At 62.4% G+C, this 24,648-nt stretch carries 23 protein-coding genes, 1 pseudogene, 1 riboswitch and 1 other annotated feature; of the genes and pseudogenes, 6 read left to right on the top strand and 18 right to left on the bottom strand.

All coding sequences use genetic code 11. The annotated features are described in order from the left end of the window. The first annotated feature begins 62 nt into the window (after positions 1 to 62). On the top strand, positions 63 to 1,316 hold the full coding sequence (locus tag DFO68_RS11510) for an IS256 family transposase (protein WP_133483793.1): 1,254 nt from the start codon (positions 63 to 65) through the stop codon (positions 1,314 to 1,316). Positions 1,317 to 1,925: 609 nt separating this feature from the next. Then, positions 1,926 to 3,233, top strand: coding sequence for a group II intron reverse transcriptase/maturase (gene ltrA, locus DFO68_RS11505; protein WP_031218315.1), 1,308 nt, complete (start codon positions 1,926 to 1,928; stop codon positions 3,231 to 3,233). A gap of 263 nt (positions 3,234 to 3,496) precedes the next feature. Here ltrA and DFO68_RS11500 read toward each other — a convergent pair whose 3' ends face one another. The 7 genes from DFO68_RS11500 to DFO68_RS11470 form a co-directional block, all read right to left on the bottom strand. Next, the gene (locus DFO68_RS11500; RefSeq protein ID WP_133483792.1) at positions 3,497 to 4,075 is read right to left on the bottom strand and encodes an SCO family protein; all 579 of its coding nucleotides are present in this window, start codon (positions 4,073 to 4,075) and stop codon (positions 3,497 to 3,499) included. A 10-nt stretch (positions 4,076 to 4,085) separates the two neighbouring features. Continuing rightward, positions 4,086 to 4,550, bottom strand: coding sequence for a copper chaperone PCu(A)C (locus DFO68_RS11495; RefSeq protein ID WP_023007123.1), 465 nt, complete (start codon positions 4,548 to 4,550; stop codon positions 4,086 to 4,088). After that, positions 4,528 to 5,412 (bottom strand): cytochrome c oxidase assembly protein, encoded by an 885-nt coding sequence (locus tag DFO68_RS11490; protein WP_229359159.1) that lies wholly within the window; start codon positions 5,410 to 5,412, stop codon positions 4,528 to 4,530. The genes DFO68_RS11495 and DFO68_RS11490 overlap by 23 nt, the downstream gene beginning before the upstream one ends. Before the next feature lie 147 nt (positions 5,413 to 5,559). Further along, entirely contained in the window at positions 5,560 to 6,633 is a 1,074-nt protein-coding gene (locus tag DFO68_RS11485) for a L,D-transpeptidase family protein (RefSeq protein ID WP_133483797.1), read from the bottom strand. A gap of 29 nt (positions 6,634 to 6,662) precedes the next feature. After that, positions 6,663 to 8,165: an apolipoprotein N-acyltransferase gene (lnt, locus tag DFO68_RS11480; protein WP_243726496.1), complete on the bottom strand. Its 1,503-nt coding sequence runs from the start codon at positions 8,163 to 8,165 to the stop codon at positions 6,663 to 6,665. Positions 8,166 to 8,169: 4 nt separating this feature from the next. Further along, on the bottom strand, positions 8,170 to 8,652 hold the full coding sequence (gene lspA / locus DFO68_RS11475; RefSeq protein WP_023007119.1) for a signal peptidase II: 483 nt from the start codon (positions 8,650 to 8,652) through the stop codon (positions 8,170 to 8,172). A gap of 17 nt (positions 8,653 to 8,669) precedes the next feature. Continuing rightward, positions 8,670 to 10,865, bottom strand: coding sequence for a heavy metal translocating P-type ATPase (locus tag DFO68_RS11470; protein ID WP_043525355.1), 2,196 nt, complete (start codon positions 10,863 to 10,865; stop codon positions 8,670 to 8,672). Positions 10,866 to 10,949: 84 nt separating this feature from the next. Between DFO68_RS11470 and DFO68_RS11465 the strand changes: the two genes are divergently transcribed. Then, positions 10,950 to 11,408: a MerR family transcriptional regulator gene (locus DFO68_RS11465; protein WP_023007117.1), complete on the top strand. Its 459-nt coding sequence runs from the start codon at positions 10,950 to 10,952 to the stop codon at positions 11,406 to 11,408. Between the two features lie 21 nt (positions 11,409 to 11,429). Here DFO68_RS11465 and DFO68_RS11460 read toward each other — a convergent pair whose 3' ends face one another. From DFO68_RS11460 to DFO68_RS11445, 4 genes are all read right to left on the bottom strand, one after another. Further along, positions 11,430 to 12,212: a ZIP family metal transporter gene (locus tag DFO68_RS11460; RefSeq protein ID WP_133483791.1), complete on the bottom strand. Its 783-nt coding sequence runs from the start codon at positions 12,210 to 12,212 to the stop codon at positions 11,430 to 11,432. A gap of 107 nt (positions 12,213 to 12,319) precedes the next feature. After that, positions 12,320 to 13,435 carry a M23 family metallopeptidase gene (locus DFO68_RS11455; protein ID WP_166637559.1) on the bottom strand — a complete coding sequence of 372 codons (1,116 nt, stop codon included), beginning with the start codon at positions 13,433 to 13,435 and terminating at the stop codon, positions 12,320 to 12,322. 140 nt (positions 13,436 to 13,575) lie between these two features. Next, a complete protein-coding gene (locus tag DFO68_RS11450) occupies positions 13,576 to 14,253 on the bottom strand; it encodes a DsbA family protein (protein ID WP_133483789.1) in 678 nt (225 codons plus the stop codon). Between the two features lie 101 nt (positions 14,254 to 14,354). Continuing rightward, positions 14,355 to 15,269 (bottom strand): cation diffusion facilitator family transporter, encoded by a 915-nt coding sequence (locus DFO68_RS11445; protein ID WP_133483788.1) that lies wholly within the window; start codon positions 15,267 to 15,269, stop codon positions 14,355 to 14,357. 152 nt (positions 15,270 to 15,421) lie between these two features. Between DFO68_RS11445 and DFO68_RS11440 the strand changes: the two genes are divergently transcribed. The 3 genes from DFO68_RS11440 to DFO68_RS11430 all read left to right on the top strand — a co-directional run bounded on the left by DFO68_RS11440 (position 15,422) and on the right by DFO68_RS11430 (position 19,891). Further along, entirely contained in the window at positions 15,422 to 16,858 is a 1,437-nt protein-coding gene (locus tag DFO68_RS11440) for a DegQ family serine endoprotease (protein ID WP_432206839.1), read from the top strand. A gap of 949 nt (positions 16,859 to 17,807) precedes the next feature. Beyond that, positions 17,808 to 18,734 carry a multicopper oxidase domain-containing protein gene (locus tag DFO68_RS11435; protein ID WP_208107412.1) on the top strand — a complete coding sequence of 309 codons (927 nt, stop codon included), beginning with the start codon at positions 17,808 to 17,810 and terminating at the stop codon, positions 18,732 to 18,734. Then, entirely contained in the window at positions 18,734 to 19,891 is a 1,158-nt protein-coding gene (locus DFO68_RS11430) for a ZIP family metal transporter (protein ID WP_133483786.1), read from the top strand. The genes DFO68_RS11435 and DFO68_RS11430 overlap by 1 nt, the downstream gene beginning before the upstream one ends. A gap of 509 nt (positions 19,892 to 20,400) precedes the next feature. On the opposite strand, the gene DFO68_RS11425 is transcribed toward DFO68_RS11430, so the two are convergent. The 7 genes and pseudogenes from DFO68_RS11425 to merT form a co-directional block, all read right to left on the bottom strand. Further along, positions 20,401 to 20,961, bottom strand: a complete 561-nt coding sequence (locus DFO68_RS11425) for a manganese efflux pump MntP (protein WP_133483785.1) — start codon at positions 20,959 to 20,961, stop codon at positions 20,401 to 20,403. Positions 20,962 to 20,965: 4 nt separating this feature from the next. After that, a riboswitch (yybP-ykoY riboswitch) is annotated at positions 20,966 to 21,129 on the bottom strand. A gap of 112 nt (positions 21,130 to 21,241) precedes the next feature. After that, entirely contained in the window at positions 21,242 to 21,439 is a 198-nt protein-coding gene (locus DFO68_RS15515) for a hypothetical protein (RefSeq protein ID WP_166637557.1), read from the bottom strand. A 164-nt stretch (positions 21,440 to 21,603) separates the two neighbouring features. Continuing rightward, positions 21,604 to 21,976, bottom strand: a pseudogene (locus DFO68_RS11415) (transposase); the annotation flags it as partial. After that, positions 21,634 to 21,750 (bottom strand) — a sequence feature (AL1L pseudoknot). (Overlaps the previous pseudogene by 117 nt.) Before the next feature lie 117 nt (positions 21,977 to 22,093). Beyond that, positions 22,094 to 23,743, bottom strand: a complete 1,650-nt coding sequence (gene merA, locus DFO68_RS11410) for a mercury(II) reductase (RefSeq protein ID WP_081712102.1) — start codon at positions 23,741 to 23,743, stop codon at positions 22,094 to 22,096. Further along, entirely contained in the window at positions 23,736 to 23,945 is a 210-nt protein-coding gene (gene merF / locus DFO68_RS11405) for a mercury resistance system transport protein MerF (protein ID WP_023007332.1), read from the bottom strand. Before merF ends, merA begins: the two co-directional genes overlap by 8 nt. A gap of 44 nt (positions 23,946 to 23,989) precedes the next feature. Beyond that, positions 23,990 to 24,268 (bottom strand): mercury resistance system periplasmic binding protein MerP, encoded by a 279-nt coding sequence (gene merP, locus DFO68_RS11400; RefSeq protein WP_023007333.1) that lies wholly within the window; start codon positions 24,266 to 24,268, stop codon positions 23,990 to 23,992. A gap of 13 nt (positions 24,269 to 24,281) precedes the next feature. After that, positions 24,282 to 24,632, bottom strand: coding sequence for a mercuric ion transporter MerT (merT, locus tag DFO68_RS11395; protein ID WP_023007334.1), 351 nt, complete (start codon positions 24,630 to 24,632; stop codon positions 24,282 to 24,284). Positions 24,633 to 24,648 lie beyond the last annotated feature (16 nt).

Below are 24,648 nucleotides of genomic sequence, written 5' to 3'. Positions count from 1 at the left end.
GAGGGTGGCGTATCCTGTTGATTGATCTCGCCAGATCACAACCAACATAGGACGGATACGCCATGAGCAATTCTACTCTCCAAGCCGTGACGCAGCCAGACACCGGCGCTACTGATCCGTTGCATGAGCTGCTGCGCAAAGGGGCCCGAGACCTGATCGCCAAGGCCGTGGAGGCGGAGTTGAGCACGTTTCTGGAGCAATATGCCGACAAGATGCTGGAAGACGGCCGCCGTGCCGTCGTCCGCAACGGCTACCTGCCGGAGCGCACCGTGCAAACCGGTATCGGCGACGTCGAGATCAAGGTGCCCCGCGTCCGTGACCGCAGTGGCGACGGGGTGACCTTCAGCAGCGCGCTGTTGCCGCCCTACCTGAAGCGGGCCCGCAGCATCGAGGAGCTGATCCCCTGGCTCTACCTGAAGGGAGTCTCCACCGGCGACTACCAGGAGGCCCTGTCGGCCCTGCTGGGTGACCAGGCCAAGGGACTGTCGGCCAACACCGTGTCTCGCCTCAAGAAGCAGTGGGAGGACGAGCATGCCGACTGGCAAAAGCGTGACCTGGCAGACCAGCGTTACGTCTACTGGTGGGCAGACGGCGTGTACAGCAACGTGCGCTTGGATGACCGTCTGTGTCTGCTGGTGATCATCGGCGTCACCGAGCAGGGCCGCAAGGAGTTGGTCGTCGTCGAGGATGGGCAGCGTGAGTCAGAGGCCAGCTGGAAAGAGCTGCTCACGGGGCTACGCGAGCGCGGGCTGACGACGGCCCCAAAGCTAGCGGTTGGCGACGGCGCCATGGGCTTCTGGGCGGCGTTGAGCAAGGTCTATCCAGAGACCGAGCACCAGCGCTGCTGGGTCCACAAGACTGCCAACGTATTGAATAAACTGCCTAAATCCGTGCAGCCCAAGGTCAAGGCCGACCTCCATGAGATCTGGATGGCCGAGACCCGCGATGAGGCGCACAAGGCTTTCGATCGCACGGTGAAACGCTTCGAGGCCAAGTACCCCAGAGCCATGGAGTGCCTGGCCAAGGATCGGGAGGAGCTGCTGGCGTTCTATGACTACCCGGCAGAACACTGGGTGCATATCCGCACCACCAACCCGATCGAATCGACCTTCGCCACGGTCCGCCTGCGGAGCAAGCGCAGCCGGAACTGCGGCTCCAGAGCGACGACCCTGGCGATGGTCTTCAAGCTGCTTCAGAGCGCCCAGAAGCGCTGGAAGCGGATCAAGGGGTTCAACAAGCTGGAGCTGGTCGTGAACAACGTCCAGTTCAAGGACGGCGAACCCTTGACCGATCAGTCAGACAGGACTGCCGCCTGACCGGCCATACACAGAATTTGAGTGCGCCAGGCAAAGCCTGGACATCCGGGAAACCGAGAAGGTGGAAAGGATGTCGTGAAACCCAGTGGGTGAAAGTCCCACCCGGCCAAGGCTAGCCACCAGCCGGCAGCGAGTGTTGCGTGGTGTCGGGTAACCGCCGCTGCGAAGCGTACACAGCGAGTGGATAGGCCGTGTGATAGAGCCCCGAAATTGTGGTAGTGGCAGTCGCCGACAGTTTTCAAATGCTGGAAGGCAACACGACCCTGCCGTATGGCTTGGCAGGGAAGGGCCGCCGGGGTCGAAGAGCAGGGCATGTCCATACAGGGGTTTCCCAGGAACCTGGGAGGCCCGTCCTTCTCCTCTGAACGACAAAGGTACAGGCATGGGGCTGCCTGCGGCGAAAGCTCCCGGTCCGGTGCTGTCGTGCCTGACGGTACCGGAAGCAAACAACAGGCACTCAGGGGGTACGGCCAGGCGACCATAAGGAGCCAGCCGGATGGAAGGGCGGGAGTCGGAGTCGCTCATAGTACCGAAGAAGGCGGGGAACCTACTCGACGGGACCCGCTGGAGGGAAGGGGCGGCCAATCATCAGAACTTCACGAGGGCAACATGACAGGTGCACAGGAACCTGAGGTCATGTCCACGAAACAAGTGCGGATAGCAGCGCTGGCAGAGCGCTTCCCGCAGCGTGCCTTCACGTCACTGGCGCATCATATCGACGCCCAGTGGCTGAGGACGGCCTACCTGATGACGCGCCGTGACGGCGCCGTCGGGATCGACGGCCAGACGGCGGACGACTTCGCGCGCGACTTCGAGGCTAACGTCCAGCGTCTGCTGGAAGCGGCCAAGAGCGGTCGCTACCGGGCGCCGCCGGTGCGGCGCGTCAATATTCCCAAGGGAGACGGGCGCTCCACACGGCCGATTGGCATTCCTACCTTCGAAGACAAGGTCCTGCAACGTGCCGTGGTGGCCCTGCTGGAGCCGCTCTATGAGCATGACTTTCACGAGTGCTCGTATGGTTTCCGGCCGGGGCGCTCGGCGCATCAGGCCATCGGAACGGTGAGGAATGGCCTGATGTCGATGGGCGGAGGCTGGGTCATTGATCTGGACATCAAAGCCTTCTTCGACACGATCGACCACCAGCACCTGCGTGCGTTTCTGCAGCAACGAGTGAAGGACGGCGTGATTCTCCGCCTGATCGGCAAGTGGCTCAAGGCCGGGGTATTGGACGCCGGGCAATGGCAGAAGGGCGAGATAGGCAGCCCACAAGGGGGTGTGATTTCCCCCTTGCTGGCGAATGTCTACCTCCACTACGTGCTGGATGAGTGGTTTGAGCAAGACGTCAAACCACGCCTGCGCGGACGAGCATTCTCGGTGCGCTTCGCCGATGATGCCGTGCTCGCCTTCAGCAACGAAGCTGATGCCCGCAAGGTGCTGGAGGTACTGGCCAAGCGCTTTGCGCGCTTCGGCCTTACCCTGCACCCGACCAAGACTCGGCTGGTACGGTTTCGGCCACATCGCGAGCTACGGGCCGAGACCTTCGACTTCCTGGGCTTTACCTATTACTGGGGGAAGTCCCTGCGTGGACGCTGGATCATCAAGCAGAAAACGGCCAAGGACCGGTTCAAGCGAGGCCTGAAGCGAATTTCGCTGTGGTGCCGAGCCAACCGCCACCTGCCCCTGCGTGATCAGCACCGCCAACTCTGTCGAAAGGTTATGGGGCACTATGCGTACTACGGGATAACCCACAACATCGAGTCTCTGCAACGCTTCCAATACAGGGTTCAGACAACCTGGATCAAGTGGCTCAGGAGGCGATCGCAGAGAGGATGGTTCCCGTGGGAGAAGGCAAGGCAACTGTTGCTGACACTCCCGTTACCGCGAGCGAGAATCGTGCACCGAGCGTCCTTCGTGTGAACCTGACGGTTGAGGAGCCGAGTGCGTCAATCGCGCACGCTCGGATCTGTGGGGGGCCGGAACGAGCAATCGTCCGGTCTACCCGACCAATAACTCCTCTCACACATAGCCCTTGCAGCTCTCTGACCCAATTTCCAGGAGTGAAAGGTGATCGAACGTGGTGTTCAGCTGCCTCAAGGCGCAACGACGAACCTTGCACCGTACTCCTAGGTAATCCCCATCCCGATCCTCGACGGAAGATAGGGGCGATGGACGGTGACTACTCAGGCACCGCTGGCAAGCCTTCCAAGGTCGGCAACCACGGCCTCCATGGGGTCGCTGTCGCGGATCAGCAGGCGCGCCTCTCCCTGGGCATTGAAGGCGAAGACAGCGCTGGAGTGCGACACATCATAGTTCCCTTCGCTGTCTTCTTCGCCATACCCGTAGGTCACCCGATAGCGGCGTGTCAGCTTATCGAGTGCCGCTTTATCCCCCGTGAGGCCGATGAACTGGGGGCCGAAGGCGTCGGTGTAGCTATCCAGTGTCTCGGCGTCATCGCGGCGAGGATCCACCGAGACGAAGAGCACCTGGATTTCATCACGCGCGGTTTCATCCATGCGTTGGGTGGCCGCGTCGAGACGCGAAAGGGTGGTCGGACAGACATCGGGGCAATGGGTGAAGCCGAAGAACAGCAGCGTCGTCTTGCCGAGGAACTGATCGGCGCTCACCGTACTCCCGTTCTCGTCGATGAGTTCGAACGCCAGGGAAGGCATCAGCCCCGAGATATCCTTGGTCTGCCAGTCTGGATTGCTGCAGCCTGCAATCCATAGCGTCACGAATAGTGCCATGATGCATTGGCGCATCCTGCTCCCCCTACTGTGCTGTCGGCGCCACGGCGCGGAACGTGACACCCTGTCGCTGATTGCCGGCGAAATGAAGATTCACCTCGACGTCGTCACCAACGACGAGGGGGCGAACCCGCTTCATGAGCATGAGATGGTAGCCACCAGGGGCGAATTCGACCTGCTCCCCCGCCGCCAGCTCCAGTTGGGCGACGGGCTCCATGCGGGTGACGCCATCCTGATTGACACTGCGGTGCATCATGACATTACCGAAAGCGGGGCTATCCGCTCCTGTCAGGGTGACGCCCTTCTCGCTGGTATTGGTGAGGGTGAAGTAGCCTGCCGCGGGCAGGTCCCCGGGCAGGAGCCGCAACCGCGCCTCGCTGACCTCCAGTTCGGCAGCCGCCAGCGTGCCGGTCGTCGCGATCAGCAGGAGGAAAATCGAGCACCAGCGTTTCGCCAGGCGCGGCAGACTAGGGTGTGGCGTGAGAGACATCAGCGGCATCCTCCTTGCGGGCATCACGGAACAGAAAGCTGAGAATGATCAGAACCCCGATGGCACTCATCATCGTGGCCGGTACCCAAGTCAACAGGCCACCGAGGAGCTGGTCAGTCAGAGGGTCCAGCGGCCAGGCGCGCCCGCATACCTCATAGACATCGAAAATGACACTCCGGCTGAAGACGATATAGGCCCCCAGCACGATCTGCGGCGGAATCACCACCAGCAGGATGGCGATGCGCTTGCCGTAACCGAGGCCGCCCTGCTGCGGCGTGCGGCGATCCAAGATCAACCACCAGAACAGCAACCCATCCAGCGCCATGCTCCAGTTCATCACTTGATACAGGTCGGTACTCAGCATCGCATCGAAGTGGACCTCGGGAATCAACCAGAAATAGATCAGCCCGACGAACAGTACGGGAGCGATCAGTGGATGTTGAAGCGTCCGGTATACAGGGCGCAGCAGGCGCGCGACCGGCCTCCATCCTGAAAAGTGCCTGATTCGGGTCGGCAAGCCGTCTGTCAGTACCGGCAGGGGGGCGGCCAGGGCAATCAGGAAGGGGCCGGCGTGATGCAGTACCAGATGCTGTGCCCGATGGGTAAAGAACATGTACTGGGCGAGGTAGTCGTAATGGGTCTGAGTGACGCCATAGATGGTGGCGACACCCAGCAGGTAGGCAAGGACTCGACCTGCGCCTGTGGCCTCGCCTCGCCGTCGGCGCTGCCGGAGGCCACGCAGGTAGAGCACGATGGCCAGCAGGCAGGCCCCCGACCAGGCCAGCGAGAACTCCCACGGCAGCAGGTAGCCCAGAGCAACGTCGAGGTCGATAGCCCGTCCCTCCCCAGAATCGGCATGCAAACGGTGAGACTAGAAGCCCACCGCGCCATGCGGCAAGGTGGGGCTATAAACGCAACGCCAATGGTCATGTAGAGCGCTATAGATCCTGGATCATCCGCGACCGACGTCAGCGTCACGAGACTGACAAGACTCGCCATGTTGTCGTCGTCATGGCCTGCTCAGCGCGATTTCTGCGTAGATACCCTGGTAGTCTGTGTCATGCGTTTTATCCGGATCCGACGCGGGCTCCGGCTTGGGATTCAGGGCTACCATGCGACCGCTGGGGTCATCCAACAGGCCGCGAAGCTGTTCATAATCGAAGCTCCAGCCCTCGGCCTTGTGTTGGTTGAGACGGGTGATGGTCTCTACCAACGTGGACATGCTGTTCCCCTCCCCCTCCAGAGGCGGGAATGCCTGAACCAGCGGTTGCCCTTCATGCCAGCCGATCTTGATGGGCTGGTTGACGATTCGGACCTGGGTGCCGGCGGGCACGCGGTCGAAGATCGACTCGATGTCCCCAGGGAACATGCGAATACAGCCACGACTGGCACGCATGCCGATACCATCCGGCTGGTTGGTCCCATGGATCAAGTAGCCATCGAATCCAAGGATAATGGCATGGTCTCCCAGCGGATTGTCCGGGCCTGGGGGCACCACGCTGGGTGCCTCTTCACCACGTGCCCTGGCTTCACGCTGGACCGACTCGGGTGGGTACCAGGCGGGGTTCTTGATGTTCATGGTGGTCTTGGTCACACCGAGGGGCGTATCGAAGCCCTCGCGACCGATGCCGATAGGATAGGTCTCGACACGTGGCGTCTCGTCGTCATCCACCTCGGGATAATAATAAAGGCGCAGCTCGGCGATGTTGATGACGATGCCAGTGCGCTCTGCAGGGGGCAGGATGAAGCGTCCGGGTATGGTCACCTCGGCACCCTCGCCGGGAATCCAGATGCTCACGTCCGGGTTGGCGCGCACGATCTCCCTGTACCCCAGGTTGTGCCGCCTGGCGATATCGAGCAGGGTATCTTCTCGATCCTCCACCGTTATGCGGTAGGTGTCGCCGATCACATTGCCTTGTTCAGGCAGCGGATAGTGGCCGAGGGGCCAATTGTTTTCCTCCTGGGCCTGAGCAACGCCGATGAACGCAAGCCAGCCTGCCAGCGCTCCCACCAGTGTGCGTGTTCGAAGCTGCCACCATGGAGATTTCCTCGCTGTGCCAGAGTGGGATTCGGATAACGCCATCATTCTCTCCCTTTTCGGCTGGACCCTTATCATCCAGACCGACGTGTGTTGAATCGCCATCCAGGCAGCACCAGTAAGGCGGCCAACAGCCAGGTGGGCCAGCTACCGGTTCGGGTGAACGGCGTGTTTCCCACCATGGGCAGCACCTCACCGCGAAGGCTCGTCGCCTGGAACTGTGGTGCACGGGCCATGACACGGCCCTGAGGATCGACGATGGCGGTCACGCCGTTGCTGGTGGCGCGGATCAGGTACCGGCCGTTCTCCAGCGCACGCAGGCGGGCCATCTGCAGATGCTGCAGGGGGCCGATGGAGCGGCCGAACCAGGTGTCGTTGGAGACCGTCAGCAACAGCTCGGCATCGCGCGCCTGCTCGGCGACACGATCGGCATAGATGATCTCGTAGCAGATGGCGTTACCGATGGTGGTTCCGGCGGCGTGGATCGGCCCCTGAGCCTCGGCCCCGGGGGTCATGGTCGGCATGGGCAGGTCGAAGAAGGCGATGGTGTCGGCGAACAGGCGCTTCAGCGGCAGGTACTCGCCGAAAGGCACCAGACGCACCTTACGATACTGGCCCTCGGCGTTACCCAGGCCGATCACGCCGTTGTAGTTGTCGCCGCCGTCGCGCTGCAGGATGCCGGTGAGTAGGGCGGTGTCGGGCGACAGGTTGGACTGTACCCGCTCCAGTATGGGCCGCGCTTTCTCCTCGAACATCGGCAGGGCCGCCTCCGGCCAGACCATCAGGTCGAGCTCGTCGGGCTGCTTTCGTGCTAACAACGTGTAGATGTTGACCGCCTCGCGCTGGCCTTCGGGCGTCCACTTGATCGACTGAGCCAGGTTGCCCTGCAGCAGGGCGACCCGTAGCGGCTCGCCGGCCGGCGAGGTCCACTGGGACGGCAGGGCCAGGGGAGTCAGCCAGAGAGCGGCGATGGGCGCCGCGGCCCACCAGCGGCGGCGCAGGAGCTCCACGCCCAGGGTGCCTGTCAGGGCGGTGATCAGCGACAGGAAATAGACGCCGCCCACCGGGGCCCAGGCCGCCAGCGGCGAGTCCACTTGGGACGTGCCCAGCAGCAGCCAGGGAAACCCGGTAAACAGCCAGGTGCGCAGCCACTCGCTGAGTACCCAGGCGCCGGCGAAGCTGAGGAAGGCCAGGCGTGGGCCCGTGACGCGGCGATAGAGCCAGAAGGGCACGGCATAGAACAGCGCCAGGCTGGCCACGAACACACCGGTGAGGAAGAGCGCCAGGAGCGCCCCCGTATCGCCATAGTCGTGGATCGCGACGAAGACCCAGGAGGTACCGGAGCCGAACAGGCCCACGCCATAGCACCAACCGCGGAGGGCGGCTTGAGCGGGTGTCAGGGCATGGATGCCGACATAGACCAGGGCCACCGCCACCGGGCCCAGCCACCACAGCGTGAAGGGCGCGGCACTAAGGGTGGTCAACCCTCCGGCGGTCAGGGCCAGCAAACAGCCGAGGACCGGAGAGAGCCGTCCGAAAAGCGTCATGTCCCGGACTGGCGGGTTCTGTGCATCCATGCCGTCACTCGGACAACCTGGGGGAGGGACGTTCATGCAAGGCCGCCATCGCAAAGGTAATGACACCCAGGAACAGGGCGATATCCGCCAGGTTGAAGGCGGGCCAGTGCCACTCTCGCCAGTAGATGTCCAGGTAGTCCACCACATACCCTCGCGCCAGGCGGTCGATGCCATTACCCAGCGCGCCACCCAGCATCAAGCTGTACCCCAGCGCCTCCAGGCGGGGCCTGGGCCTGCACAACAGGAACGTCAGCACGATAGCCGCTATTCCTGTCAGGCAGAGGAAGAGGTAGCGCTGCCAGCCACCTGAATCGGCGAGGAAGCTGAAGGCCGCCCCCGTGTTCCACCAGTGACCCCAGTTGAAGAATGGGGTCAGCGGGATGGTCTGGCCATACGGCATCAGCGCCTGCACCAGTCCCTTGATGACCTGGTCGGCCAGGCCGACCATAACGGCCAGTGCCAACCAGTAGCGGCTCTGCGGCGCCATCGCTATCCGTTTCGTTCTCATGACGTGGCTGCCTGGTAGCGCGGGCTTGCCGAGCCGCTCATGGCGGTCCCTGGTGAGAAGCGATAGCCCAGCAGCCGCATGGCGTTCAGGGTCACCAGCACGGTGGCACCGGTATCCGCCATCACCGCGATCCACATGCCGGTGATGCCCAGCGCCGTGGTCACCAGGAAGATAGCCTTCAGGCCCAGCGCCAGGGCGACGTTGGTCTTGACGTTGCGCAGCGTGGCCCTAGACAGGTCGATCAGCTCGGCGATGCCGGTGACGCGGTTCTTGAGCAGGGCCGCATCCGCCGTTTCCAGTGCCACGTCGGTGCCGCCGCCCATGGCGATGCCGACATCGGCCGCCGCCAGTGCCGGGGCATCGTTGATCCCGTCGCCCACCTTGCCGACCGGCCCGCGTCCGGTGGCCTGCCATTGCTGCACGCGCCGGGCCTTGTCCTCGGGCATCAGCTCGCCATGGGCCTCGATGCCCAGCGAGCCACCGATGGCAGCGGCGGTACGCGCATTGTCACCACTGAGCATGACGGCCTCGACGCCGAGACGTGACAGGGCGGCGAGCCCCTCCCGGGCGTCCTCACGCGGCTCATCGCGAACGGCGATCAGTCCCAGGGGACGCTCGCTCTCGACCAGCAGGGCGAGACTCTTGCCGGCACCCTCCAGCTCGGCGATCCGGACGTTCAGGTCATGATCCAGCGTGACTCGCTCGGCCAGGTGGCGAGGCGTGACCAGGCCCAGCTCGCGCCCCTCGACCCGGCCGGCGACGCCCAAGCCCGACAGGGCGCGGCTCTCGCTGGCCAGGGGAAGCGACAGGCCCTGTTGCTGCGCATGGGCGAGGATGGCCGTGGCGATGGGATGGCTAGAATCACGTTCCATCGCGGCTGCCAGCCTCAGGATCTCGTTTTCGCCCTGGCCGGTGGCCCAGTCCTCCACGTCTGTGACACGGGGAGTGCCGGCGGTGAGGGTGCCGGTCTTGTCCAACGCCACCGTGCGCAGCTTGCCCAGCTGTTCGAGTACCGCGCCGCCCTTGATCAGCAGGCCCCGCCGGGCGCCCGCCGAGAGGCCGGCAGCGATCGCCGCGGGGGTCGAGATCACCAGGGCACAGGGGCAGGCGATCAACAGCAAGGCCAGGGCGCGATAGACCGATTCCGACCAGGCCATGGTCGAGACCAGCGGCGGCACCACCGCCATCAGCAGGGCGAGCCCCACCACCGCCGGCATGTAGTAGAACGCGAAGCGATCGATGAAGCGCGCCACCGGCGCCTTGGCGGCCTGGGCCTCTTCCACCAGGCGGATCACCCGGGCGATGGTGTTGTCCTCGGCGCCGCGGGTTACCTCCACCTCCAGGGCGGCATCGAGGTTGACCGTGCCGGCAAAGACGTCGTCCCCCGGGGCACGCGAGCGGGGCACCGACTCCCCGTTGATCGGTGACTCATCCAGGTCGGATTCGCCGGTCAGAATACGCCCATCGCAGGGCACGCGGTCGCCCGGTCGCACCAGGACTCGCTGCCCAGGCGTGAGCGAGGCGGCCGAGACCTCACGAGTATCCCCATCCTCCATCAGCCTCGCCGTGGACGGCGTCAGGTCCGCCAGGGCCGAGATGCTGCGTCGCGCCCGTGAGGCGGCCACGCCCTCCAGCAGTTCGCCCACGGCGAACAGGAAGACCACCACCGCCGCTTCGGCGGCGGCGTCGATAGCCAGGGCGCCCAGGGCGGCGATGCTCATCAGCATCTCGATGGTGAAGGGGTTGCGCATCTTCAGTGCGCCCCAGGCGCCCTGTGCGATGGGCACCAGACCCACCAGGGTGGCGGCGACGAAGGGCCAGCCTCCCAGTACCGGCCAGGTCATGCGAAGGACCAAGGCCAGAGCCAGCAGGCCCCCCGTGACGAGCACCAGGCGTCCTTTCGCGGTCTGCCACCAGGGCGCTGGGGGGGTATCTGACCCATCCTTCTCGGTATCGGCGGCAAGCCGGTAGCCAAGCTCGTTAAGGATCCGTTCGATCGTCTGGTGAGACGGGGCCGAGTGTGGTTGGGGGTGTACGGTGACCGACCCGGTCACCGAACTGGCCGATACCGCCTCGATGCCCTCCAGGCGGCCCAGCGCGGCTTCGACCTTGCGCTCGCAGCCACCACAGTCCATGCCTTCGACTCGTAGCGTGAAGCCCACTGACGTTGCCGTGGATGTCGAATTTTCCATGGTGACACTCCTGGCGATGGGTTATCTTCTGAAGGATAAACCTTGTAGCAACTATAGATTCAAGCCATTCAGGAGGGCTTCAGGATGGCGGAGACGAGCGATGCAATCGGCATCGGCGAACTGGCCCGGCGTGCCGGCTGCAAGCCCGAAACGGTTCGCTATTACGAGAGCATCGGGCTGGTGAGCGACGCGACACGTACCGAGGGCGGTCAACGCCGCTACGGAGAGGAGGCCGTCAGGCGGCTGACCTTCATTCGCCATGCTCGGGACTTCGGCTTCTCGGTGGAAGCGGTGCGTGAACTGCTGGCCATGTCAGACCAGCCCGACATGCCGTGTCAGGAGGTCGACGCCATTGCCAAGCACCACCTGGAGGAGGTCGAGTCGCGGTTGCAGCGGCTCTCCGCACTGCGTGACGAGCTCAAACGGATGGTCAGCCAGTGTGCCGGGGGGAAGGTCGAAAGCTGCCGGATCATCGAAGTGTTGAGCGATCATCAGCTTTGTATCAGCGACCAGGCCCACGGAGGCGCTCACGACCTGGGGTAGGCGCCTGGAAGGGTCGGCAAGCTAGCCCAGCGAGACATCCAGGAACAGCATGAGTACCAACCCCACCGAGAGCCCCAACGTCGCCTTGTTCTGGTGGCCACTTCGGTGGGTCTCGGGAATGATCTCATGGCTGATGACATAGAGCATGGCGCCGGCGGCGAAGGCCAGCCCCCAGGGGAGCAGCACTTGTGACATGCTGACGACTCCCGCACCTAGCAGGCCACCCAGCGGCTCTACCAGCCCGGTGAGGGAGGCAATGGTCCAGGATCGCCAGCGTGAATAGCCTTCACCCAGCAGTGCCACTGCCACCGCCAGGCCTTCCGGCGCATTCTGCAGGCCGATACCGATGGCAAGGGGAAGTCCCCCTTCGCTTCCCCCTGCTCCAAAAGCCACACCAACCGCCAGACCCTCTGGCAGGTTGTGGATCGTGATGGCAATGATGAACAGCCAGATTCGGCGAAGCGATGCTGCCTGTGGCCCTTCACGCCCCTGCTCGAAATGCTCGTGGGGGAGTCGCTCATTCAGCAGGGCGACCAGCCCCATCCCCATCAGTATCGACGCGCAGGCAATGACGGCAGGCAAGACGCTACCGCCATAGCGCAGTCCAGAGGCTTCCAGGGAGGGAATGATCAGTGAAAAGAAGGACGCCGCCAGCATGACACCGGCGGCGAATCCGAGTGCCAGGTCGCGAATGGCACGATCGGGCGCCTTGCTGATCAGGATAGGTAGCGCTCCGATCGCGGTCATCGAACCGGCGGCAAGACTACCCAAAAACCCCAGCGTGACTGGAGAGACACCTTCCATAGACCCTTCCCCTTTGGAGGGTTGGTACTGCAGGGAATGTTGAGTCACACGACGATAGCCATTACATGGCCACCGCTGCGTCTCATACAACAAGCCAGCCTGGCGGCCTATCGATTATCCAAGGCGACCAGACCAGACGTACCGATGGCTTTTTTCAGACGACCACGAGCCTCGAAGAGCGCGCTTCGATAATCCTGGGGTGTCGGTGACTCCCCCAGAATGATGCGCTGCCCCTCCTCCAGGGGATCGACAGGTCGGTCACCCACTCTCACTTCGTAGTGCAGGTTGGGCCCCGTGGTGAGTCCGGAGGCCCCGACTTCACCCAGCGTGTCGCCGGCATTGATGGCGTCCCCGACCGACAGGCCGGAGGCGAAGCGACTGAGATGCGTATAGCGACTGAGAGTGCCCCTCTCGTGCTCTACCTCCACGACACGACCATAACCTCCCCGGCGACCGACGAAGGAGACCCGCCCCGGCGCCGTCGCCATGACTGGGGTGCCGCGAGGGGCGGCAAGGTCGACGCCGTCATGACGACGTACCCCACCGTAAACGGGATGGCGTCGATTGCCGAAGGCGGACGTCAGGCGTGCGCCGAGCACCGGGAACCGCTTCGTCTCCACAAGGCTACCGTCCTTGAAGAGCATCACGGTGGCTCTCTGGTCCGTCGGCCATACCATCTCCAGTCGTGCCGACGGGTCAGCCAATCCCATATAGGTCAGACGGGGAGGCCCGACTCGCGTGCTATCCTCTCGGCGATCCTCTTCCCACAGTAACTGCAGGCGCTCCGCGCCCGAGATATCTCGGGCTGTGTCCATGAGTCCGCCTAGCAGCACCTCGAGGTCCATGGCGAAACGCGTGGGTATCCCCTCTGCCGCCAAGGCGGCATAAAGTGACGTTTCGATGTCCACTTCACGGCCCAGAGTCAGGGTGTCGAGACGAGGCGGGACAATCCGCGTCGACGGCCGCTCCCCCAGTGTAACGACGTATTGAATACCCGAGTCACGCTCGATGGCCACCGACACCGGCTGTCCGGTCGTCAGAGAGGTGACAGTGAGACGGTCTCCAGGCCGCAAGCGTCTTGGGTCGAACCTCTCCGCCAGCGATGTCGACGCTTGGGTGCGCGTCTCGGCATTCACGCCAAGCTGCTGCAGCAGTGCGTTCAGGGTATCCCCAGGCGCCACGGTTAGCTCCTGGGCGACGCTCTCGGGTGGCTGAACGGCCAAGGGCGCTGAGCCCCTCTGTGTGAGAGCCTGTGCCCTGGTCGATGCCGGTTCGCTCGGGGATAGCAAGGTGTTCTCTTGCCAATGGGCCTCGGCCAGCAGAGGGCCCAGACCCACCAATCCTAGCAGCAACCAGCGCCGTGTCATGACGCATCGTCCTCGCCAGCGACCTCGGTCACCTCACGATTGACGGCGTCGACCAGTTCCTGCATGCCGAAGGGGTCCAACAGCTCACCATTGACGAAAAAGGTCGGCGTCTGGCGGATCTGGTTGGCCTTGACGTCTTCCTTGTCCTGGTCAATGACCGCTTGTACCTCGGGGGAGTCAAGTTGTTCCTCTGCTGCAGCCCTGTCCAGACCGGCCTCGCTGGCGATATCCAGAATAGCGGCCTCATCGAAGCTGCCATGAGCCGCCCACTGGCTCTGCCGGGCCAGCAACGCCTCCAGCACCGGCTGGAAGACGTCCTGGCGCCTGGCGACTTCCAGCACGCGAATGGCGGTATCGGACAGGTCTCCGTGGAAGGGCGTGTAGCGCACCACCAACCGCACCTGGTCGGGATACTCTTCCTGGATGCGCTTGGTCAGCGGATAGAAGGCACGGCAGGCCTCACAGGCCGGGTCGAAGAACTCCACGATGGTCACCGGCGCTTCTTCCGGCCCCAGAACAGGCGAGTGTGAGCGCACCAGAGAGTTTTCGGCCTGAGCGCCATCCTGGCTGGCCGCCTCGGCGCCCATGCCCAACAACGAGGGTCTCGCTACGATCACGATGAGGGCGGTCAGCATCAACGCGCCAACCAGGATAAACGTCGCTTTTTTGTACATTGACTTCTCCAATTCAAGTGGTTAAACGGAAAGCAAGACCAGAGGACTGCTGAGTGGATCTCAACCGCTGTTGGGTGCCTAAGTCGGCGAATAGTGGCGTGTTATCCATGCCCATAAAGATTGGCTCCCTGATGCGCATGATCAATATGCTCGAATTCCAAGCTGGAGTGGCCAATGTCAAAGCGCGCTTTCAGTTGCGCCTTGATATCCGCCTTGATCGCCTCGAGCTGCTGCCAGCCTGCTTCCGTCGTCACCACGTGGCAATCAAGTGCGGCGGTATTCTCCTGCATTTGCCATAGGTGAACATGATGCACATCCTCAACCCCTTCGACGCTGCGCAGGAGATCAATGACTGATTGACCATCGACATCGGGAGGCGAGCCCAGCATCAGTGTCCGGATAGGGGTACCTATTTCCGTAAAGGCAAGATAGAGAATATAGAGTGCAATACCGATCGTGATCGCGGGGTCTACCCAGCGCATATCGTATAGCAGAATCAGCGAGCCCCCAATGATCACAGCGATGGACGCAAACGCATCAGACAGGTTGTGCAGGAAGAGAGCCCGAATGTTGACACTATGTTTTTGCATCGACCAGGTGAGCAAGGCCGTTAGCGCATCGACAAGAAGAGCGACAATCCCGATGATGACGACTATCCAGCCTTGAATCTCTGGCGGGTCGATCATGCGCATCACGCCTTCATAAATTAGATAAAACCCAACAAGAATGAGAGTAGTGTAGTTGATCAGCGCTGCGACAATCTCGATTCGTCCATAGCCAAACGTCATCTGAGAGTCAGGTGGTCGCCTCGCGATCTTGCGGGCAGCAAAGGCAATGACAAGGGCAGCCATGTCGGAAAAATTATGCAGCGCATCCGCGATCAGCGCGAGGCTTCCCGCCAGGATACCCCCCACTATCTGAGCAACGGTCAATATCCCGTTGGCCCAGATGGCGATGCTCACCCGACGGTCACCAGAGGTGGGGTCAAGGTGGGGATGATCGTGATGATGTCCCATGCGTCATCCTTGTGGTGTCACCTGGAGACCCGGCAGTATAAAACCTATAGCAACTCAAGCTTCAAGCCCGAATTCTAATGAAGACCGAGCCAAGGCTAAGCGTATGGAACTTTGCATAGTGGGCGCTGTACCAGACATGGTTACCATCTCCCATGCCCCGGAAGGAGCCCATTGTGATACCTAAGCCTCACCCGCACACCTGGCTGATGAGCCTAGCTTTACTCTTGATGCTGGCGACGCCAGCCCTCGCCGAACCACGGCTGCCAGACTTCACAGAGTTGGTCGACAAGGCCGCGCCAGCCGTCGTCAACATCTCCACCTCACAGGAGATCGAGAGGTCCATGACATCCTCTCGGCAGTTTGGGGGGCAGGAGGTGCCGGAGATCTTTCGAGAGTTCTTCGGCGACCGCATCCCGATGCCACCCGGCGGTGCGCCCAATCGCAATGAGGAGCCACGTCAGTCACTGGGATCGGGCTTCATCTTCGATGAAGACGGCTACATCATGACCAACGCCCACGTGGTCAAGGACGCCGATAAGATCCTGGTGCGCCTGAATGGCCGGCGTGAGCTCGAGGCTGAGCTGGTCGGTGCTGATGAAAAAACCGACGTGGCGGTCCTCAAAGTCGAGGCGGACAATCTGCCGACCCTGGAGCTCGGTGAGTCCACCGATCTCAAGGTCGGCCAGTGGGTCGCCGCCATCGGCTCCCCCTTCGGCTTCGATCACTCGGTGACGTCCGGGATCATCAGCGCCATCAACCGCACCCTGCCTCAGGACGTCTATGTCCCCTTCATCCAGACCGACGTGGCGATTAATCCGGGTAACTCCGGAGGACCGCTCTTCAACCTGGATGGTGAAGTCGTGGGCATCAACTCCCAGATCTTGACCCGCAGCGGTGGCTACATGGGCCTCTCCTTCGCCATCCCCATCGATGTAGCACTGGATGTCGCCAACCAGCTGCGCGAAGAGGGTTACGTGAGCCGCGGCTGGCTGGGGGTCAGCATCCAGCCGGTGTCCAAGGACCTGGCGGAGTCCTTCGGCATGGAACAGGCCGAGGGTGCCTTGATCGCCGAGCTTGAGCCCGGCAGCCCTGGGGCGGAAGGCGGCCTCAAGGCCGGTGATGTCATCCTTGAGGTGAACGGCCAGGAAGTGGACCACTCCACCACGCTGCCGCGCCTGGTCGGTCAGACGAGTCCGGGGGAAGAGGTCGAGCTCAGGGTGCTGCGCGATGGTCAGCAGGAGACCATCACGGTGGAAGTTGGCGAGTGGCCGGATGCCGGTGCCGATCAGGCCGAGGGCGACCCGGTGCGCCTCGGGATCGTGGTTCAGCCGCTGAGTAGCATGGAGAAGCGCCGGCTTGGCATTGATCACGGGGTGCGCATCGCCAAGGTCGATCCGACCGGCCATGCCGCTGCCGCCGGCATTCGCCCCGGCGATGTGCTGGTCAGCCTGGGCCAGCAACCGATAGAGAGCCCGGAACAGCTGACGGAGTTGCTTACCAACCTGCCGGACGACCAAACGGTGCCGGTTCTTCTCAACCGCGACGGCCGTGCCTATTTCGTGGCCCTGCGAGTGGGCAATGGTGACTGACCGCGACTGAGTAGCGTTCAATACATCAGCACAGCGGCGCCCTGGCGAGTAGGATCGCTGGGGCGCTTCTTCAGAATCTCGTGCATTCTAATGCGCAGCTAGGTGGCCTACTCATTAAAAGAGTACCGCCAACCATCCGGCGGTGTTTTAGTTCAATTTTTTGTGCCCCAATGGCTGATTTCTTGTCAAGCTCCCACGCCACAGGGCACGTTCCTGCAAAGCCATGGTTCAAGCAACATCGAGGCCTTCCCAGGGCCCAATGTAGGCGTGATTTTGCTATGTTGTTGCCGTTTTGATCTCTCCCTTTTTGGTAAAGATCAACCCCAACTATGTGCTGGATGAGTGGTTATAAAAAACCTTAAACCATGACTGATAAGATGCGTACTCTCGGGGCATTTAGCCGATGATGCCGCGCTTTATTTGAACAATGAAGCCGATATCTTCGAGGTGCTTTAGGTACTCCCCAGGCGTTTCTCGCTACGGCTTTACTTTGCATATAACCCAGTTCCGGCCGCGACCGGGCAACATGCGATCCCACCAGCAGTTCCTGTATCGGTTGCGGCTGGTGCGGGTGAAGTGGCTGAGATGCCGTCCTAGCGAGCCTACGCCTCGTGGGCAAAACCGGACCAGCTGTTCCAGCTACTGCTCTTACCTGCTGCGCGGATCATGCAGCCGTGCTGAGCCTTCAGCGAAAGTGAAGTGATGATTGAAGAGCCGAGTGCGCTAATCCGAGCGCGATAAACTACAATGCTTATCAGAAGCATCCTTGTTCACCTTAGAGCGATAAGCGATGACAGGACGGCGTTTCGACCGCCGGGGTTTCCTCAAGGCGGGGGGCTGGGGCCTGATGTCAGCGATAGGCCTGTCGTCGGCCCGCGCAGCCACCGTTTCGGCATCAGTGACGACCTCTTCCTCCCCTGCCGGAAGCCACGGGGCTATGACGGGCAACATGATCACCCAAGGCGAGGTCGACCATGCACGCAATGGCTTCGATCCGACCGCCATGCTCACCGACTGGGATACCGGCAGGGTCAGCCGGCTGGCGAACGGGCAACGGCTGCGCGAGTACACGATCACCGCCATCGACAAGGAGATCGAGATCGCACCAGGGCTCTTCTTCCCGGCCTGGACCTACAATGGTCGGGTGCCGGGGCCGTCGCTGAGGGCCACCGAGGGCGACCGGATACGCATTCGCTTCGTCAACGCCGGCAGCCATGTGCACACTCTGCACTTCCATGGCATCCACTCGGCGCGGATGGATGGCGTGCCAGGCGCCGGCGAGGTAGCACCTGGGGAAGCCTTCACCTACGAGTTCGATGCCGAGCCCTTCGGCTGCCACCTGTATCACTGTCATTCGTTGCCGTTGAAACGCCATATCCACAAGGGTCTGTACGGTGCCTTTATCGTCGACCCGGATCCGCAACGGCATCCCGAGCATGAGCCGGCGGCTCGCTCACGCCTACTGGGCAGTGAGGCGAACGCGCGCTGGCAGGAGTTCGTGATGGTGATGAATGGCTTCGACACCAATTTCGACGAGGAGAACGAGATCTACGCGGTCAACTCGGTGGCGCATGCCTACGTGAATCGGCCCATTCGCCTCGAGCGGGCTCGCCCGGCACGGATATACCTGATTAACGTCACCGAGTTCGATCCAGTGAACTCCCTGCACCTGCATGCCAACTTCTTCGATTACTACGATCATGGCACGACCCTGACGCCGACCCTCAGGACCGTGGATACGGTGATGCAGTGCCAGGCGCAGCGGGGCATCCTGGAATTCTCCTTCGCCGACCACGAGCCGGGGCAGTACATGTTCCATGCCCACCAGAGCGAATTCGTGGAACTCGGCTGGATGAGTCTGTTCGAGGTGGTCTGATGCACCCGCGACTGTGGTTCTCGTTGCTGCTCCCCCCGCTGATGCTCGGCTTGGCGCTCCTGTGGTTCCAGATGACGCAGCCACTCGAATGGCTCGGCGTATCGCCACCGCCGCTCGAGGAACTGACCGTCGAGCGCACCATCATCGACGACGACGGCCTCGCCCTGAAGGTACGCGCGGGGGGATCGGAACCCATGCGCATCGCCCAGGTGCAGGTCGATGGTGCCTACTGGCGCTTCCACCAGGAGCCAGCTGGTGAGCTGTCCAGGGGGCAGGCCGCATGGCTGCAGATCCCCTATCCCTGGGTGGAGGACGAACTGCACGAGGTCACCCTGGTCACCGGCACAGGGGTCACCTTCGGGCACACCATCGAGGTGGCGGAGCCAACCCCACAGCCGAGCATCGAGCAGTTGTCCGGCTATGGCGTGCTCGGCCTCTTTGTGGGGGTCCTGCCGGTGGCGCTGGGCATGTGCCTGTTGCCGGCGCTACAGCATGCCGGCGCGAAGGGGTTCCAGTTCACCTTGGCCCTGACCTTGGGGCTGCTGGCCTTCCTGCTGGTGGACACCCTCGAGGCCGGGCTCGAACTCGCGGCCGAGGCGGCGTCGCTGTTCCAAGGGCCGGCCCTGGTCTGGCTGACGGCGCTGGTCGCCTTCCTGGCGCTGCTGGGGGTGGGGCGGCGCCACGGCCTGCCTCCGGAGGGTCGCATTCTGGCGTGGTATATCGCGCTGGGCATCGGGCTGCACAACCTGGGCGAGGGCCTCGCCATCGGTGGCGCCTTCGCCGCTGGTGCCGGGGCGCTGGGCACCTTCCTGGTGATCGGTTTTACGCTGCATAACCTGACCGAAGGCGTCGCCATCGCTGCTCCCCTGACGCGCCTGTCCATACCTGCCTGGATGTGGGTCGGACTAGTGGCCCTGGCCGGCTTGCCCGCGGTACTCGGCACTTGGCTGGGGGCCTATGCCTTCGCACCGCATTGGTCGGCGCTGTTCCTGGGGCTGGGAGCCGGCGCCATTCTACAGGTCTGCGTCGAAGTCGCAGATTATCTACGGCGAACCGCCGTGGCTGAGGCGATGTCGCCAGTCTCCGGCATTTCAGTGCTGGGTGTCACGGCCGGGGTCGGGATCATGTACGCCACGGCACTGCTCGTGCAGGTGTGACCTCGGGGCCACCTGTCCACTGATCGCCTCATTACACGAGGTTCGATCAACGGGGAGCAGCGACTCCCCAGAAATTGAAGGGTATAAGGAATACCTGGTTGATGTATTTTTTATTGCAAAAAAAAGGGTATCCGGATTAATTGGTTGATAGCTGCTTGGTTTACAAGGTATATCCACAGAGCACCACGGAATAGAGGAGCAAGGGCCTCACCCCGCCGCGAGCCGATGTGCCGTTTCTTTGAGGTGGCTTCCAATCTCATCAATCGCCCTTCTACCTCGCCTGTTATGACGCCCCGACGCCGGCCTCGCTCACCGGGTCATGAACAGCAGCAGAATCAAGTGACCGAGGCGATGGCTTAGCCGATGGACCATGACAAGCAAACCAGCATGACAGCGAAAACCGTGGGAAGCCCCAAAATTCGGAAAAAACGTATTCTAAGCTCCGGTCGATTCTCAGCGTTCTGCGGGCGTAGGTAGTTAGGGTGATCGCTGGGAATGTACTGGTTTTATCAAGCTAAATGCTCATAGAGAACGATCGCACCCACAAAGACTAACACTGTGCCGCCTACAATCTCTGCCCAGCGCCCGACGAGCGTGCCGATAGCCCTTCCAAGCAGCACGCCGACAGTCACCATGGTCATTGTGGCCAAGCCAATGGCCAGCGAAGCGACAAGAATGTTGATCTCAATAAATGCCAAACTCACACCCACTGCTAGAGCATCGATGCTGGTGGCAATGGCGGTGACCATCAGGAGTAACAGGGAATGCTGTTTGGTTTTCTCGGCCTCTTCCTCAGGCACCTTGAAACCGTTGTACATCATGTATAAACCGAGGATTAGCAGCAGCGTGAAGGCAATCCAATGGTCCCAGTTCTCGATAAATTGCGAAGCGGCCTGGCCGACCAGCCAGCCGATGACGGGCGTAGTTGCTTCGACAATTCCGAAGATCATACCCATGCGCAGAGCTTCGGTAATGTGTGGCTTGTCTAGGCTCGATCCTTTACCGACAGCGGCGGCAAAGGCATCTGTAGACATGGCAATAGCGAGCATTACCAGTGAGAACGGATTCATAAACACTTCCAGCCGGGCATAGAGTCCATGGCATCTCCACACGCCCGGCTTTGACGTGGGTATACCGATGGTCTCGCCAACCGAAGGTGTCCGTACCACGGCAAGTTACCGAGTATGTTGATACGGACGCTTCTGAGCGGTTCAGAAGCAGGCTACTCCCCAAAGGGTGCGAACATTATCAGGTCGAGATAAGGCGAATCAAGCGGCGCCACTGTTAGCAGGGCTGCTCAGCGCAGCCCTGTGAACCGCCTTGGCTTTCTCGGAGACCCGTTGGTTTCAGTCAGGCCGCCTTCTTGGCCTGACCCTGCTGCTCATAATACAGATCTTCTCGCTCGGCCGGTGGCATGTTGCCCGGCTCCAGGAGCCGCCGGTGGTTGAACCAGTCGACGGCATATTCAATCGGCCGTTGCAACATCTCGATATTGGAGGTGTTGCATGGGACGATCACCTGGCTGGGGCGCTGAACAGACGGGGGCACCGATGCGTTCGCCTGGCGGTCCGGACGTCAATCTGCGGGATACCAAGCGCGCGTTCTGGAGACGAATTACCAAGAGGCTATCGAGTGAGGAGGCAGCCGTGTAGTTTATCGCAGCCAACAGTCCCGCTGGACGCGGGGCGGTGCACGGTCAGGTTGAGTCTCGTCTCACGGCCTTTATGCTCGTAGTACCTCAATGGGGTAAACAGCAGCATCCGGTAGATCGGCTCGACCATGTACGACGCCCGGTGACCAACGATGAAGTCGAGCATCTCTTGCCGCGGCGATCGAACTCCACCTAGGCAAAATAGGCAGACGCCTCGCGAAGTATCCCGTTGGCTTGCCCCAACTCTCGGTTCTCACGCTCCAGCGCCTCGATTCGCTCACGCTCTGACGTCGTGGTGCCTTCACGGCGACCCGAATCACACTCGGTCTGCCGGGCCAGCTACGCAGCGTTTCCGGTGTCCAGCCGATCTTGGGGGCGATAATACCGATGGCCACCCACTGGCAGGGGTAGTCGGCCTCGTGATCGAAGACCATGCGGACCGCGCGCTCACGGACTTCAGGGGAGTATCGCTTTCATGTGCTTATGGTTCCATTCTCTCAAGGTTTGGAGTCTCCGGGAATCCCGGTACGGTTCGCTCAATCTCAGCCCGTTCACCCGGCACAGCATGACAACTGCGTCACGTCTTTGGTAAAAGTCTGGGCACAGAGCTTGATGCCTTCCACCATGGTGAGGTAGGGGAACAGTTCGTCGCCGATGGCCTGCACCGTCATGCGCGCGCGCAGCGCCAGAACCGCCGTCTGGATCAGCTCGCCGGCTTCGCCGGCCACCGCCTGTACCCCCAGCAACCGCCCCGTGTCGCGTTCGGCCACCAGCTTGATGAACCCACCGGTGTCGAAATTGACCAGCGCACGTGGCACGTTCGCCAGCTCGAGCACGCGGGACTCTACGCTGAAGCCCTGCTCCAGTGCTTCGGCTTCCGTCAGGCCGACGGTGGCCACCTGGGGGTCGGTGAAGATCACCGCCGGCATGGCACTGAGGTCCAGGGTGGCCTCGCCGCCGGTCATGTTGATCGCGGCGCGGCTACCCCCGGCGGCGGCGACGTAGACATACTCCGGCTGATCGGTGCAGTCACCGGCGGCATACAGGCCCGGTACGGTGGTCTGCAGATGCTCATCCACCAGAATCGCGCCACGCGCGGTCTCCACGCCGATGCTCGCCAGGTTCAGGGCCTCGGTGTTGGGTGTGCGGCCACTGGCCACCAGCAATTGCTCCGCCTGCAGGGTCCCGGCGTGGGTCTGCAGGGTGAACAGCTGGCCGTCGTGGCTCACTTCGCTGGCCTGTGTCTGCTTGAGGACCTCGATGCCCTCACGGCGAAACGCCGCTTCCACGGCCTCACCCACCGCCGGGTCTTCCTGGGACAGCACTCGGCTGCGGGCCAGCACAGTGACCCGGCTGCCCAGACGGGCGAAAGCCTGGGCCAGTTCCAGGGCCACCACCGAGGCCCCGATCACGATCAGCCGCTCGGGAAGGGTGTCCAGTTCCAGCGCACTGGTGGACGTGAGATAGGGGGTCTCGGCCAGCCCCGGCACCGGCGGTTCTGTCGGACGAGCGCCGGTGCCGATGAAGGCGCGATCGAAGCGGACGGTCTGCGCGCCGCCCTCATTCAGCTCGACCGTCAGGCTGCGGGCATCGACGAACCGGGCCTCGCCATGCAGGACCGTGATGGCCGGGTGGTCGCGCAGAATCCCCGCGTACTTGGCATCACGCAGTTCCTCGACACGCCCCAGCTGTTGCCTGAGCAGCTGTGCCCGGTCCACCACCGGTGCCTGGGCGCTCAAGCCGGCATCGAAGGGGCTCTCCTTTCGCAGATGCGCAATATGCGCCGCGCGGATCATGATCTTCGAGGGCACACAGCCGGTATTGACACAGGTACCGCCGAGAGTGCCGCGTTCGATCAGGGTGATCCGGGCGCCGCGTTCGGCGGCCTTCAGGGCCGCCGCCATGGCAGCGCCGCCACTGCCGATCACCGCGATGTGCGGGGCGTCTTCATCACGGCCCTTGGAAACCGATGCGCCTGTCGGGGAGGGTGTTTCACTGTTGGCCAGTCGGGCCTGATAGCCAAGTCGGGTCACGGCGAACGTCAACGCCGAGGCCGGTGTGCCCGGATCAACGGCTACCGATGCCGTCCCCTGAGGATAGGAGACCTCCACCGACTGTACGCCGGGCAGCTTCTCCAAGGCTTCCCTGACATGATCCGCACAGCGGTCACAGGTCATGCCACTCACGTTGAGTTCAATCATCACGTTTCTCCGAGTCTTTATGAGTAAAGCCGGCATCCTGCTTCCGCTTGTGGTGTCGCGCGTAGAGAGGCAAGCCGATGACGATGGCCAGGGCCAGGGCAGCGAAGAGCACGTAGTCGAGATAGCCTGTCAGCGCGGCCAGGCCCGCCGTGCCGGACAGAATCAGGACTATTGGCACGGCGCAACACAATCCCATCAGCATGCTGCCAAGCACGACGTTTGAAAATTTCCTCGGACCTTTCACACTTATTCCTTCACCGTCGAGGGATAACCTACATTGGCCGTGGCCTGGAGCAGGGCCTCAACCGTGGTCTTGGCATCATCGAAGGTGACCACGGCCTCACGATCCGGATAGCTCACGTCGATTTGCGAGACGCCGTCCACCTTGTTGAGTGCAGCCTTGACGGTGATCGGACAGGCGGCGCAGGTCATGCCCGGTACTGAGAGCGTCACGGTCTGCAGGGCCGCCATGGCGGGAGAGCTGAGCAGGGCGAGTATCGCGATGAGGGCGAAACGAGCTTTCATGGAGAACCTCCTCTCAATAGAACCAGGGCAAGGTGTAGGGAAAGACCAGCGCAGTCAGTACCAGTAGCGACACAATCCAGAACATGACCTTGTAGCCCGTCCTGACGCGTGGCACGGCACAAAGCTCACCTGGCTGGCACTTTTCCACTGGCCGGAAGATCCGGCGCCAGGCGAAGAACAGTGCCACCAGCGCCATACCGACGAAGAGTGGGCGGTAGGGTTCCAGGGCCGTCAGGTTGCCGATCCAGGCGCCGGAAATCCCCAGCATGATCAGCACCAGCGGGCCGAGGCAGCAGACCGAGGCAAGGAGGGCAGCAAGCCCACCGGCAGCCAGAGGCCCTTTCCCCGTTTTCGATGTAGACATTGCGCTTGCACCTTTC

The sequence above is a fragment of the Halomonas ventosae genome, assembly GCF_004361885.1.
Classification (GTDB): domain Bacteria; phylum Pseudomonadota; class Gammaproteobacteria; order Pseudomonadales; family Halomonadaceae; genus Halomonas; species Halomonas ventosae_C.
Note: the sequence above shows the minus strand (reverse complement) of the source record. Positions and strands in the feature narration are given on the sequence as shown.